We start from the raw sequence: 14189 nt of genomic DNA, 5'->3' as shown, positions 1-14189 counted from the left end.
ACGAAGCATTGGCTTCAACAAATTAACAATCAAATTATAAAAATTATGGCACTAATTAAGTTTGCAGGAGTAGAAGAAAATGTAGTAACAAGAGAAGAATTTCCGGTAGAAAAAGCCCAGGAAGTATTACAAAACGAAACAGTTGCGGTTTTAGGATACGGAATTCAGGGACCTGGACAGGCTTTAAACCTTAAAGACAACGGAATCAATGTGATTGTAGGACAAAGAAAAAATTCTAAAAGTTGGGATAAAGCAGTTGCAGACGGGTTTGTTCCGGGAGAAACTTTATTCGAGTTAGAGGAAGCGGCAGATAAAGGAACAATTCTTTGCTATCTTCTGAGCGATGCCGCACAAATCGAATTTTGGCCGACTTTACAGAAATATTTAACCCCAGGAAAAACGCTTTATTTTTCACATGGTTTTGGAGTAACTTATAATCACCAGACAAGCATTGTTCCACCGAAAGATGTTGATGTTGTGCTGGTTGCGCCAAAAGGTTCGGGAACATCATTAAGAAGACTTTTTGTGGAAGGTAAAGGGTTGAACAGTAGTTTTGCCATTCATCAGGATGCAACAGGAAATGCAAAAGATAAAGTTGTTGCATTGGGAATTGCTGTTGGAAGTGGTTATTTATTTGAAACCAACTTTAAGAAAGAGGTTTACAGTGATTTAGTTGGGGAAAGAGGAACTTTGATGGGAGCGATCCAAGGGATTTTTGCTGCTCAGTTTGAAGTGTTGAGAGCAAAAGGGCATTCACCATCGGAAGCTTTTAACGAAACTGTGGAAGAGTTAACACAATCTCTAATGCCTTTGGTTGCAGAAAACGGGATGGACTGGATGTATGCCAACTGTTCTACGACCGCGCAGAGAGGTGCTTTAGACTGGTGGAAAAAGTTCTATGAAGCTACAAAACCTGTATTTGAAGAGTTGTATGAAAGTGTAGAACAAGGGCAGGAATCTCAAAAATCTATTTCAAGCAACAGTAAAGAAGATTACAGAGAAAAGCTGAATGCAGAATTGGATGAGTTGAAAAACAGTGAATTATGGCAAGCCGGAAAAGCCGTAAGAGCGCTTCGTCCGGATAGAACCTTTGAATATGAAAACTAATACATTATGTTACCCATCTTTAGATTTAATTAAAAAAGCTCAGGGAACGCTTAAAAACGTAATAGAAAATACGCCATTACAGCAAAGTTTACGACTCTCAAAGAAATATTCAGCGAATATTTTTCTGAAGAGAGAAGATATGCAGCCTGTTCGTTCTTACAAAATAAGAGGTGCTTATAATAAAATTTACAGTCTTTACAAAGAAGGTAAAATCCAAAACGGAATTGTTTGTGCAAGTGCGGGAAATCATGCTCAGGGAGTGGCTTTTGCATGTAATAAGCTTCAGATACACGGAACGATTTTCATGCCGGTGACGACTCCAAAACAGAAGTTGGAACAGGTCGCCATGTTTGGAGAAAATTTTGTTGAAATCAAACTTTTCGAAGATACTTTTGATGCTTCCAAAAATGCGGCGATTGAGTTTTCAGAAAGTTCGGGAGCAGAATTTATCCATCCTTTTGATGATGTTCAGATCATTGAAGGACAGGCGACTTTGGCAATGGAAATTTTAAACCAAACCGATAAAAAAATAGATTATATTTTTGTTCCTGTTGGTGGTGGTGGATTATTGGCGGGAATTGTAAGTGTTTTTTCAAAATTATCTCCTGAAACAAAAATCATTGCGGTGGAACCGAAAGGTGCCGCTTCAATGAAACAGTCCTTGGAAAATGGAGTTAATACAAAATTAGATTCCATAGATTCTTTTGTAGACGGAGCTGCGGTGCAAAGAGTAGGAGATTTAACTTTCGATATTTGTAGGAATAATATTTATAAATGTGTTCCTGTGGATGAAGGAAAAGTCTGCGAAATTTTACTGGAAGTTTATAACAAAGATGCAATGGTTTTGGAACCTGCGGGAGCTTTATCAATTTCGGCTTTGGATTTGTTTGATGAAAATCTTTCAGGCAAAAATGTGGTTTGCATTATAAGTGGAAGCAATAATGACATCACCCGAACTGAGGAAATTAAAGAACGGGCGATGCTTTATAAAGGGCTGAAACATTATTTTATTGTAAAATTTCCGCAAAGACCGGGGGCGCTTAAAGAATTTGTTTTGAATGTTTTAGGTGAAAATGATGATATTACGTTTTTTGAATATACAAAGAAAAATTCAAGAGAGACAGCATCGGCAACGGTGGGAATTGAACTTTCAAAACCTGAAGATTTTGAAGGACTTAGCAGACGGATGAAGGATCTTGGCTATTTTGAATTTTATCTCAACGATTCGCCAAGTACGATGAGCCTTATGATTTAATATAGAAAAGCTACTTTTTTTAAGGTAGCTTCTCTTTTTTTATGTAAATAGTTTGATAGACAATCAATTAGATTTAAATTTCATTTTACTGATAAATATCATTAGTTTGTTATTTTTATTAATTCTAAATAAATATAAATTTGTCATCAGTAAAAACGAACTATTCATGAAAAAAACATCTCTACTATTTTCACTTGGCTTTTGTGCTGTCATGCAGGTAAAAGCTCAGTATTGTCAGCCAACTTTTCAATATGGTGCAGATAGTAATATGATAACGAATGTAACATTTGAATCTATTAATAAAACATCGCCGTTTCAATCGGGAAGCACGCCTGTTTATGAAGATTTTACGAGTCTTTCAACAAATTTGTATACGGGAAGCAGCTATCCGATTTCGGTAAAAGGGCCTTCGAGCAGTTTTCCGAGTGATGTGACGGTTTTTATAGATTTTAATAAAAATGGGAGTTTTGATGATGCAGGGGAGAGCTTTTATATTGGGCGTTTAGCGTCTGCAAATCCGGCAAATGCTTTTACAGTCACAGCGCAGATTACTGTTCCTGCAGATGCCGCTATTGGAACAACAAGAATGAGAGTTCTTAAAAATTCTAATGTTGCTGCATATTCAGACGCGAATGCTGCGAATAGTATTAACAGCGCTTGCCAGAGTTTGAGATCGGGGCAGGCAGAAGATTATTCTTTAAATATCACACAAGGAGCTCTTTCTACCATTGAAACGCAGAAAAATAGTGTGTTAAGAATATTTCCTAATCCAACAATGGATATGGTGAATATTCAGACTAAAGAAAAATTGGAGAAGTATGAAATTTATAATTCATCAGGAAGAAAAGTGGCAGAAGGGAAAGAAAATATAATCAATATGAGCTCTATTTCAGCGGGAACGTATGTGATTAAAATTCAGACTGAAAACCAGAAAATTATTACAGAAAAAGTGATTAAAAAGTAAAAACACATATCTAATCATATCCATATCAATTTTTGTTTTTTTCAAACCGGCGGGCCATATCCGCCGGTTTATTTTTATGGTTGAATCAGAATATATTACAATACAATTTTCTCTCCCTGAACCGGAAAAATATAATTGATATTTGAGTTTTTCTGATCTTTCAACTGTTGCTTTATCTTTTCAATATTATCATCAACAGGCTTCATGTGAGTGATGATTACCGGAACTTGTTTCAATTTTCCTGATTTACAAAAGGAATTCAAAGTATTTAATTCTTCCTGAAGCAATTTCGGGGTTAAATGCCCAAACAAAGATTTTTCAGGTTGCTCATTCGGAAATGAAACCTCTATTAAAATACCTTTCAGCTGGTTTCCATTAATAAGCGAAGCCACCTGCTTCCAAAGATTCTGAAGGCGATCAATTTGCTCTACGCGGTCACTTCCTGTATCACCCAGATAAAGTACATAATCTTTTCCGTGACGAAGCAGAAACGCGGTACTTTCGTAAGGTTTTACATGGCTTAACGGAAAGGCTGTAACCTCCATTTCTGTATCTGTAACAGGAATTTCTGTGCCGGACGTAAGAGTGATAAGATTATATTTACCAAGTCTGGGAGCCTCGCCGGCATTGGTGAAATTTGCCCATGTTCTCCACGAAAAGTGGTCATCTGCCAGAATTTTTGCTACCGATGGCAATGCGTAAATATATTTTTTAGAATCATCCGGACTGTTGATGACCATTCCGCTTACATGATCGAGATGACCATGCGAAATCATATATCCTTTAATATTTTTTTGAAGAATTTCTGCCGCCGATTTTTCTGAAAAATTTCCTTTTTCTATGGCTTTCTGAATACCTGAACGCAATGTTCCTGCATCTAATGCTACATAATTTTCAGAATTCAACGGAGCCGCCATATAGCTGGAAAGATTACTTTCATCTCCACCGCCATACGTACCTAAAGGAATGATTTTAAAACTGTTCTGAGCTGAATAAAGAGTGGCTGACATCAACATAGCCAGACCAAATACCTTTTTTATCATAGAATGATTAATATGTTTTGCATGAGTCTTTTGAAAGAAAATCATACAATGAATGTAACTTAAAAACTTCTGCAAAATTAAGGATTTACATTGATTAAGCTTTGGAAAGCGTATCATTTTAACGTTAAATTCATTCCAAGTCATTAAAATACATTGAGTTGATGATTATTTAATTTAAAATATTGAAATTTTCAGTTCTATTCATTTTGGCTACATCAATATCCGTTTTGGCAACTTTAATCTTTTTGTAAGTACAGACCTTTGTCATGTAAAATTTAAACAATAAAAAAATGAAAACAATTTTCATCACAGGTGCCTCAACAGGTTTAGGAAAAACAACTGCTAAATTATTTCAAAACAAAGGATGGAACGTTATCGCAACGATGAGAAATCCGGATGCAGAAACAGAACTGAATCAATTGGAAAACGTAACGCTTTTGCCGTTAGATGTTACGAATCTGGAGCAAATTAAATCAACCATACATAAGGCTTTAGAAATCAGCGAGATTGATTTAGTTTTTAATAACGCAGGATATGGTTTGATTGGCCCTTTAGAATCTTTAAGCGATGACCAGATTATCAGACAATTGGATACGAATTTATTAGGAGTAATTCGCGTGACTAAAGAGTTTATTCCTTATTTCAGAGAAAGAAAAAGCGGAATGTTTATTACAACCACTTCTATTGGTGGTTTGGTTACTTTCCCGATTTCATCAACCTATCATGCTACAAAATGGGCACTCGAAGGTTGGAGTGAAAGTCTTGCTTTTGAATTAAACACTTTTGGAATTGATGTGAAAACCGTTTCTCCCGGAGGAATTAAGACCGATTTTATCACAAGATCTTTAGATATGGGAACACATCCAGAATATCAGGGAATTATTGATAAAATGATGGCTGGAACGGATGCTATGATGGAAGCTGCTTCTGAGCCGGAAGTGATTGCTGAAGTAGTTTATGAAGCTGCAACAGACGGAAAAAAACAGTTGAGATATCAGGCGGGAGAAGATGCAAAAGCGTTGTTTGCTCAGCGTCAGGAATTGGGAGCTGAAGCTTTTAGAACTGAATTTGGCAAACAGTTTATTTAAAAAATAATGTGAGAATGGAGTGTATTAGAGTATTAGTGTCAGAGGGTTTAAGTATATCCAAAATATAGTTTACCACTAAAACACTAATACTCTCAAACACTCAAACTCAAAAACTCTCCAACTCAAAAAAATCCCACATAATTCATACCTTTATATTATGGAAAAAAAAGATCATTCTCCATTAAAAATTTTGTCGATTTCTGAACTGCATACTATTTTGCAGCTTCCGAAGCCGCTTCATCCGTTAATCAGCTTGGTGAATAATACTGAGATGGAAGTCGATAAATGCTATCTTGACCGAAGTTTTACGTTAGGATTTTACAAAATTTCCTATAAATTTTCTGAGCACGGAAAGATGGGGTACGGGCAAGGATATTATGATTTTAATGAAGGCGGAATGATGTTTACCGCTCCCAATCAGGTATTGGCGACCGATGATAATGCTAAATATTTCGGATATACCATGTTTATTCATCCCGATTTTTTGAGAAATTATACTTTGGCTAAAAATATTAAGAAGTATGGCTTTTTCTCGTATGATACCAATGAAGCGCTGCATTTATCAGACAAAGAAAAAACGTTAATTGTAGGTTTATTAAACAATATTAAAGATGAACTGAATACGGCGATTGATGAAGTAAGTCAGGATGTTATCATCTCTTATATCGAGGTTTTACTGAATTACAGCAACCGTTTTTACAAGAGACAGTTTATCACGAGAAAAGTGGTGAGCCATGATCTGTTGACTAAAATGGATGATCTTCTCAACGATTATTTCAATCAGCAGAAAACCTTAACTCATGGTTTGCCCACTGTAGAATTTTTGGCTTCTGCCTTACATTTGTCGCCGCATTATTTAAGTGATATGCTGCGAAATCTGACGGGACAAAATGCCCAACAGCACATCCACGAAAAACTCATTGATAAGGCAAAAGAGTACCTTACCACAACGAATTTTTCGGTATCGGAAGTGGCCTATCAATTGGGTTTTGAGCATTCACAATCTTTCAATAAATTATTTAAAAAGAAGACGAATACAACGCCTTTAAGCTATAAACAGTCTTTTAATTAATCTAAAGGCTTGCCGTAAGGATAATTTAACCATTTATTTACAAAATCAAATACTTTTTCTCTGTCTTTTGGCATTGTAAGTAATTGATTAATGATTTCTGTGGTTTCGCTATTAGGATTTTCTTTAATAAATCGATGAAATTCCTGAAGATTTTCAGTAGTGAAACCGCCTTCGTCATTTTGTGTTGACGTATTATCCAAACCTAAAATATAAGCATATCTATAAAGCTGAAGCTCTCTTTCAATAACTTTTTTTAATTTAGAAGTAGGATAGTCGTGTAAAAATTTCTCCCGAACCTCAACACGTTTTGCCACATCACGCCAAGGAATCGAGATGGCGGCATCCGACTGAAAAAGTACTTTGTCTTCCTCTGTTATTGTTTCCAGATATTTCTGATAATCTGCAGTCAGTTTACCATTAAAAATTTTAAAATAAAAATCAGGAAACATTCGAAGTTCAGTATCTGCTTCACCAATATCCCAAAATTCAATTCCGACCTGATTAAACCTGTCTACCAGTTTTTTATACTTTTCCGGAACTTTTATAATATGTTTATCGGTATCAGGATTATAGTCATAAAACGTGAAAAATTCTTCCAAAAGGTGAGTTTCCTTTAATGTTAATAAGGCTAAAGCAGAGTCATTTTCTTTTTTATAATTTTCGTAGATCAGATTATTTTTTTGTGATGATGAATTTTCTAAAATATTGATAATCTCTTCTTTTCTCTGTTTAATATGATTTAAAATTTCCTCTTCAGATTTTGAAGAATCCATATAAACTGGCGGTAAAGGAAAACTGGTTTTAGTTGTGGCTGTTGCTGTATTTTCTAAAGTTTTTTGCTCGTTTTTTTCTTCCTTTTTACAAGAATATGCTAAAGAAATTAAAGCCAAGCTCAATATAATTTTTTTCATAAAATTTCAAGATTAATGTAAAAACAGTTTAGCAATCATTCATTTCATAATTTACGTTGTCGTATTTTTCTTCATACGGCTTAATTGTTTTGCTGTTCGTTGGTATTTTTTTCAAATTTACATTCAATTTTTTATTTCCGTCGGGTGAGATCCAGAAACCTTTCAATGTTTCGCCTATTTTTTTAACGCTGATAATTCCTGTAATTCCGCCTTCTACCATAACGAGACGGTTTTCTTCATCATCAGAAATCTCCAGATAAAGCCAATTGCTTACGTTGTCGTATTTATACATTCCCGTATAATGTGTTGTTGGGCAGCCGGAAATTTCTTCTACCAAATACATGGTTACAGGAAATTTATCAATTGTTCCTTTAAAAAGATGTTTTTTTATTTCCTGAGCAGATATTTTCCCGAAAGAAAACAGTGCGATTGCAAAAGCTGCAATTTTCATTTTCATAGTTTATATTTTAGGTGTCAAAAATAATTTTATTTAAATCTATCTCGAAAGAAGAGTCATCTTCATAAGTGATTTTTAAAGTATGATCGTTTACAAATTCAATTTTTTTATTACAAAAACCAGCGCAGCTTTCAACAATAACAGGGAAGTATAGCTTTTTCTTTTTATCGTAAGCTAAAAGGTTTCCACGAAAATAAGTTCCCACAAAATAGCGATCATTTTCGATAGTCATTTCAGGGGTTCCCAAGATTGAAAACAAATCTTTCTGGTAATATGTTGAATATATTTTATCTAATTCGCCAATATATCCTGCACCAAAATGAGAATCCTGACCATTATCTGTCTCCCATTTTTCCTGATAATTTTTATAATTATTCGGATTTTTTTCGCTGAGTTTAGGATGATAAATCAATTTAGAGTTTTTGGCAAACTGATAAAGTAAGTTTTTTACAGATTTATTAATGTTAAGTTTCTCATTTTCTGCAAAGTCACCTTTTATACATTCATTACAAAACTCGGAAGGATAACCGGAATACAATAAATTATAGTTTTCCTTCACATCATTTTTATTGATTGCCCAAAACTGAACGATTTGATTAGGAACAGCTTTTCCCATATTCGTTGTATTTGCAGAAACAAGAAAATAATTTTTGCTATTTAGCTGTTTAAATGTAATATTTGTACTGTCAATCTCAAAATATGACCATTCTGTTTTTTCAAGGTCAACGCTGTTAGTTTTAATGAAATGATTATTTTCAAAACGATATTGCTCAGCCTTTAGAATATTGGCGGTGTCTGCAAAAAAATATTTACCTCGCTGTTCTTTACTCTGAACCCTCAATCTGAAAATTCCATCTTTATTTTTTTCTATAAAAATGCTGTTTTTAGATAAACTGTCAGGAATTTGAAAACTTTCCGATGATGCTATATTTTCGTCTTTAATCGTTTCTTTCTTTTCCTGTTTGCATGAAATTATTCCAAGAAATAAAATGGTTATTATATTTTTTTTCATTTTGTGAAGTGAATGTAATGCTAATATATAATAATTTTATTCCTCGTGATCTCATCAGGAATCGAACCTGAATCTAAAGTTTAGGAAACTTCTATTCTATCCGTTGAACTATGAGACCGATGTTTAAAATTACAAATTATTCATTGCACATTGTACATTGTATTTCTGATTGGTGTCTATCCATTCTTAATAAGTTTAAAACCGCAGTTTTTAATTTGAGCCTGAATAACACTTTGTCTGTAAGAAAAACAATATCCGATATAATTTGTTTCATTAGTTTTTTTGAGGAGTAAAAATAAAAGAATGAATGGTAAATTTTATCATTTTTAGGAAAGTTTAACGAAAGAATTTATTTTTTAATTCATCATTTAATGAATTTTTAACAGTAAATCTATATTTGTTTATCATAATGTTGTAATTTTAATGAACAAATTAATTCAAATATATGTATAGATAGGGATTGAAATTTATTAGCTAATACAAATATTTTAATTATGGAAACTCAATTTAATCATTCAGTAATTACAGAAAATCACAGGAAATATCCAGATTTTATAGCCAAAAAGATGGATGATTTTTATGTCAATCGTCTGCAAAAAGAATGGGAAGGGCGGCATATTATTCGAGGAAGAATGCCGGAAGAATCATCAATCAACCTTACAAGCAACGATTATCTTCGTCTTTCTACAGAGACTCACGTTTTAAATTGCCAGGCTGAAATACTGACTCAAATTTCTAATATGCCTCTTATGTCTGCCTCTTTTATTCATGGAGAAGCTCCACAGGCAAAATTGGAAAACAGATTTGCCAAATTTTTTGAAGCGGAAAGTGCTATTTTGTGCCAATCAGGATATGTTGCCAATTTAGGATTGATGCAAACTTTAATTGAAGATATGGATATCCCTGTTTATATTGATTCTATGGCGCATATGAGCATTTGGAACGGTATCCGCTTAGGCGGAGGAAAAGCAGTGCAATTTGCTCATAATGATGTAGATCATTTGATGCAGAAAATTAATGCATTGGGCTCCGGAATTATTGTAGTGGATGCGGTTTACAGTACCGATGGAAGCATAGCGCCTTTACCTCAACTTGCTGAAAGTGCAAGATCAAAAAACTGTATGTTAATTGTTGATGAATCTCATTCTTTTGGTACACACGGCCCGAATGGAAAAGGGTTAGTCGTTGGTTTAGGAATTCAGGAAACCGTTTTATTCAGAACAGCAAGTCTTGCCAAAACTTTTGCTTCACGTGCCGGATTGATTTTGTGCCCTCATGATTTTGCAGATTTCTTTAATGTTACCTCAAAACCACAGATTTTCAGTTCGGCCTTAATGCCTTTCGATATTGCCGGTTTAGGAGGAATACTGGATTTAGTTGATTCTCAAAAGGGTGATGAGAGAAGATCTAAATTGGTAAATTATTCTACAATATTAAAAGATCATTTGCAGGAATTGGGAATTGATGTAAGCGAAAGTAACTCGCAAATTTTGGGAATTAAGGCTAAATCTGAAAATAATCTTCTACATTTAAAAGAAATGCTGGAAAATGAAAGAATCTTTGGTGCTCCATTTTGTTCGCCTGCTACTGCACGAAAAAGACCTATTCTGAGATTTTCTTTACATTCAGAGCTAGATCCAAACGATATTCAATATATTGCATCGAGTTGTAGAAAAGCGCTTACAGAGCTTAATATTTGATAAACCTTCAAAAATCCAATAAAAGAATCCACTCTTTAGAAGTGGATTCAGTAGATAAAACATCTCATTTTTTTAATTAGACAACAATAAAAAGCACAGCCGACAATGCTGTGCTTAAATTTTTATAAATTTAATTGCAATTTCAAAGCTGAAAAAAGCAAAAATTGAGTTCATTTCAGATTTATTACATAGTAAATGTAGTGAATATTTTAATTGCTTTTATGAATTTAATGTTAAAGTTTAAAGTTTTTTAGATGCTTATTATTTTAATTTTCCTGCAAATATTTCAAAGTATAACCAGTCAATATTTGTAATTCATAAAAGTCATTTGTTAAGAGGACAATTTAAACAAAAAAAGAGAGCCAAAACGACTCTCTTTCTATTTTAATTCTCCAGCTTTTCTTTAATATATTTCGCTGTGTGAGATTTTTTATTTTTTGCTAACTCTTCCGGTGTTCCGGTAAAAACAACTTCACCGCCATGTTTTCCGGCTTCGGGGCCAATATCGATGATGTAATCAGCAGATTTAATGATATCCGGTTGATGTTCAATAACAATCACAGAATGCCCTAAATCGATCAAAGCCTGCAAAGACTTCAACAACTTCTGAATATCATGGAAATGAAGACCTGTAGAAGGTTCATCGAAAATAAACAACGTTTTATCCGTTGTCACACCTTTTACCAGGAACGAAGCCAGTTTCACACGCTGTGCTTCACCTCCGGAAAGGGTGGAAGAGCTCTGTCCCAACTGCAAATATCCCAAACCAACGTCTTGCAAAGGCTTCAATTTGGTTGCAATTTTATCTTCATGATTATCTCGGAAAAATTCCAAGGCTTCATCAACGGTCATGTGAAGGATATCCGAAATATTTTTTTCGTCGTATTTTACTTCCAAAATTTCATTTTTGAAACGGGTTCCTTTACAAACCTCACATTCAAGCTCAATATCTGCCATGAACTGCATCGAAACATTAATCACACCTTCCCCTTTACATTCGTCGCATCTTCCGCCATCAACGTTGAAAGAGAAATGCTTAGGCTTGTAACCCATCATTTTTGAAACCTTTTGTTTCGCAAAAAGATCTCTGATGTCGTCGTAAGCTTTTAAATATGTTACAGGATTCGAACGGGACGATTTTCCGATAGGATTCTGGTCGATCAATTCAATATGCTGAATCAGCTTTTTGGGAAATTCCACAGCATCATAATCTCCTTTTTTTCCGCCCATTCCTAACTGGATCTGAATGTCATTCGTTAAAATTTCCTTCATCAAAGTAGATTTTCCACTTCCTGACACTCCGGAAATTACAGCAAGGCTTTCCAAAGGAACATCAACATCAATATTCTTTAAATTGTTTTGTCGAGCGCCTTTTATATGAATCCATTCTTTTGCTTTTCTTCGTTTTTTCGGAACTTCAATCTCTAATCTTCCGGTTAAATATTTCGAAGTTAAAGTATCTGCATCTTTCAGTTCTTTATAATCTCCGGCAAAAACCAGTTCGCCACCAAGATAACCTGCTTCCGGACCAATATCAATGATATAATCGGCAGCTTTCATTACGTCTTCATCGTGTTCTACAACGATAACGGTATTTCCAAGGTCGCGAAGATTCTGTAAAACTTCAATTAAATTTTCCGTGTCTCGTGAATGAAGTCCGATTGACGGTTCATCCAGAATATAAATTGAACCCACCAAAGAACTTCCTAAACTTGTCGCTAAATTAATTCTCTGACTTTCGCCTCCTGAAAGTGTGTTTGATGTTCTGTTTAACGTTAAATACCCTAAACCAACTTTTAATAAAAATTCAAGTCGGGTGGTGATTTCGTATAATAATCTTTTGGCAACTTCTTGGTCGTGTTCGGATAATTTTAAACTGTTAATTAAAGGAAAAAGTTCATCCAAAGGAAGCTCAATCATCGACTGGATATTATGTCCGTCGATTTTTACCCAAGTCGTTTCCTCACGCAATCTCAAACCTTCGCAAGTCGGGCAAAGCGTTTTTCCGCGATAACGGGAAAGCATCACACGATACTGGATTTTGTATAAATTTTCCTCCAGCATTTTGAAGAAATTATCAATCGAAGGGAACGTGCTTTTTCCGTCGCCTTTCCAAAGATATTTTTTCTGATCTTTGGATAATTGATGGTAAGGCTTATGAATAGGGAAGTCTTTTGCTTTTTTAATGAAATCTTTTTTCCATTCGCTCATGCTTTCGCCTTTCCATGAAGCAACCGCATCTTCAAAAACGGATAATGTTTTATTTGGAATGACTAAATCTTCATCAATTCCAATCACTTTTCCGTAACCTTCGCAAGTCGGACAAGCACCATAAGGATTATTAAAGCTGAAAAAATGAACATTTGGTTCTAAAAATTCAATTCCGTCAAGCTCAAATTTATTTGAAAATTCTTTTATTTTTCCTGTGTCTGTATTTTTTAAAGAACAATAGCCACGACCTTCATAAAAAGCCATTTGGATAGAATCTGCCAAACGCTGAAGGAAACTTTCGTCTTCTTCATACGAAAAACGGTCGATCACGAGATTGATTTCCATTCCTTTTTCGGGAGTGAAACCAAAACTTTCCAAATCTTCGATTCCAGCTACATTTCCATTGATTTCTAATCTTGTGAAACCTGCCAGTTTTAAGACATTTAAATTTTCACCAAAATTGGCAGCGTCATATTCGTAAGGTGCAGTCAGTAAAAACGAAACGTCTTTTTTTGAAGATTTAATAAAATCCACAACATCCGTCACTGAATCTTTTTTCACTTCTTCACCCGAAACCGGAGAATAGGTTTTCCCGATTCTTGCGAAAAGAAGTTTCATATAATCATAAATTTCCGTAGAAGTTCCTACTGTTGATCGTGGATTCGAAGAAATTACCTTTTGCTGGATCGCGATGGAAGGTGCCAAACCTTTAATATCATCAACTTTCGGTTTCTCTAATTTTCCCAAAAACTGACGGGCGTAAGAGCTCAAACTCTCGACATATCTTCTCTGTCCTTCAGCATAAATAGTGTCAAAAGCCAATGAAGATTTTCCGCTTCCGGAAACTCCTGTAATGACAATTAATTTATTTTTCGGGATGAGAACATCTATGTGTTTCAGATTGTTAAGGTGTGCATTCTTAACGAAAATCTGCTTTTTAATATCTATATCTGTTGTATTAGCCATAGTAAAATTAAGACTAACAAAAATACGAATTTTTAGCGGATTTTTTATGATTTGATTCAATTGATTTTTAATATGAATCAATCATAAATTACACTCCCTGTTTTAGAATTGACATTAGCATTTACAATCAGATAATAAGGATTTTCACAGTGAAATTATTTAGATTTTAATTATAAAATGTTAAAGTTGAAAAATATTTTAAATCATTAGAAAATAGGAGTTAATTCAAAATACATTTAACAGAGAAATATTATAAAATTGAAAGATTCATAACAATAAGGTTTTTAAAGGGTTGGAAATTTGAAATATTTCAATCAAAAGAAAGATTCTACTGCAAATTGTTGATAGTCAATGTTAAATTTATGATATTTATTACTTTTTATGACTATGGTATTGTTTGGTA

11 protein-coding genes and 1 tRNA gene are annotated in these 14189 nt (G+C 34.1%); 6 read left to right on the top strand and 6 right to left on the bottom strand.

The window, feature by feature from the left end; genetic code table 11:
• The first annotated feature begins 45 nt into the window (after positions 1–45).
• The 3 genes from ilvC (at position 46) to ABEG63_RS19165 (ending at position 3326) form a co-directional block, all read left to right on the top strand.
• Positions 46–1107 (top strand): ketol-acid reductoisomerase, encoded by a 1062-nt coding sequence (ilvC, locus tag ABEG63_RS19175; protein WP_267406240.1) that lies wholly within the window; start codon positions 46–48, stop codon positions 1105–1107.
• Positions 1097–2362 carry a threonine ammonia-lyase IlvA gene (ilvA, locus tag ABEG63_RS19170; protein ID WP_346586949.1) on the top strand — a complete coding sequence of 422 codons (1266 nt, stop codon included), beginning with the start codon at positions 1097–1099 and terminating at the stop codon, positions 2360–2362. Before ilvC ends, ilvA begins: the two co-directional genes overlap by 11 nt.
• 166 nt (positions 2363–2528) lie before the next feature.
• Positions 2529–3326, top strand: a complete 798-nt coding sequence (locus ABEG63_RS19165; protein ID WP_346586948.1) for a T9SS type A sorting domain-containing protein — start codon at positions 2529–2531, stop codon at positions 3324–3326.
• A 95-nt stretch (positions 3327–3421) separates the two neighbouring features.
• On the opposite strand, the gene ABEG63_RS19160 is transcribed toward ABEG63_RS19165, so the two are convergent.
• Positions 3422–4369 carry a 3',5'-cyclic-nucleotide phosphodiesterase gene (locus tag ABEG63_RS19160; RefSeq protein ID WP_346586946.1) on the bottom strand — a complete coding sequence of 316 codons (948 nt, stop codon included), beginning with the start codon at positions 4367–4369 and terminating at the stop codon, positions 3422–3424.
• Positions 4370–4659: 290 nt separating this feature from the next.
• Between ABEG63_RS19160 and ABEG63_RS19155 the strand changes: the two genes are divergently transcribed.
• Positions 4660–5457, top strand: coding sequence for an SDR family oxidoreductase (locus ABEG63_RS19155; RefSeq protein WP_267406244.1), 798 nt, complete (start codon positions 4660–4662; stop codon positions 5455–5457).
• A 157-nt stretch (positions 5458–5614) separates the two neighbouring features.
• Positions 5615–6529: a helix-turn-helix transcriptional regulator gene (locus ABEG63_RS19150; RefSeq protein WP_346586944.1), complete on the top strand. Its 915-nt coding sequence runs from the start codon at positions 5615–5617 to the stop codon at positions 6527–6529.
• Here the strand turns inward: ABEG63_RS19150 and ABEG63_RS19145 are convergent.
• From ABEG63_RS19145 to ABEG63_RS19130, 4 genes are all read right to left on the bottom strand, one after another.
• Positions 6526–7440, bottom strand: a complete 915-nt coding sequence (locus tag ABEG63_RS19145; RefSeq protein ID WP_346586942.1) for a hypothetical protein — start codon at positions 7438–7440, stop codon at positions 6526–6528. The two genes, ABEG63_RS19150 and ABEG63_RS19145, sit on opposite strands and share 4 nt — an antisense overlap.
• A 28-nt stretch (positions 7441–7468) precedes the next feature.
• A complete protein-coding gene (locus ABEG63_RS19140) occupies positions 7469–7897 on the bottom strand; it encodes a hypothetical protein (protein ID WP_312395894.1) in 429 nt (142 codons plus the stop codon).
• A 10-nt stretch (positions 7898–7907) separates the two neighbouring features.
• Positions 7908–8909 (bottom strand): hypothetical protein, encoded by a 1002-nt coding sequence (locus ABEG63_RS19135; protein WP_346586940.1) that lies wholly within the window; start codon positions 8907–8909, stop codon positions 7908–7910.
• Between the two features lie 46 nt (positions 8910–8955).
• A tRNA-Arg gene (locus tag ABEG63_RS19130) sits at positions 8956–9027 on the bottom strand.
• A gap of 376 nt (positions 9028–9403) precedes the next feature.
• On the opposite strand from ABEG63_RS19130, the gene cqsA reads away from it, so the two are divergent.
• Positions 9404–10609: an alpha-hydroxyketone-type quorum-sensing autoinducer synthase gene (cqsA, locus tag ABEG63_RS19125; protein ID WP_346586938.1), complete on the top strand. Its 1206-nt coding sequence runs from the start codon at positions 9404–9406 to the stop codon at positions 10607–10609.
• Between the two features lie 384 nt (positions 10610–10993).
• Here the strand turns inward: cqsA and uvrA are convergent, their stop codons facing one another.
• A complete protein-coding gene (gene uvrA / locus ABEG63_RS19120; RefSeq protein WP_312395919.1) occupies positions 10994–13786 on the bottom strand; it encodes an excinuclease ABC subunit UvrA in 2793 nt (930 codons plus the stop codon).
• Positions 13787–14189: the final 403 nt, after the last annotated feature.

It is taken from the genome of Chryseobacterium sp. C39-AII1, assembly GCF_039672645.1.
Lineage (GTDB): Bacteria > Bacteroidota > Bacteroidia > Flavobacteriales > Weeksellaceae > Chryseobacterium.
This window is presented reverse-complemented; position numbering and strand designations above follow the sequence as displayed.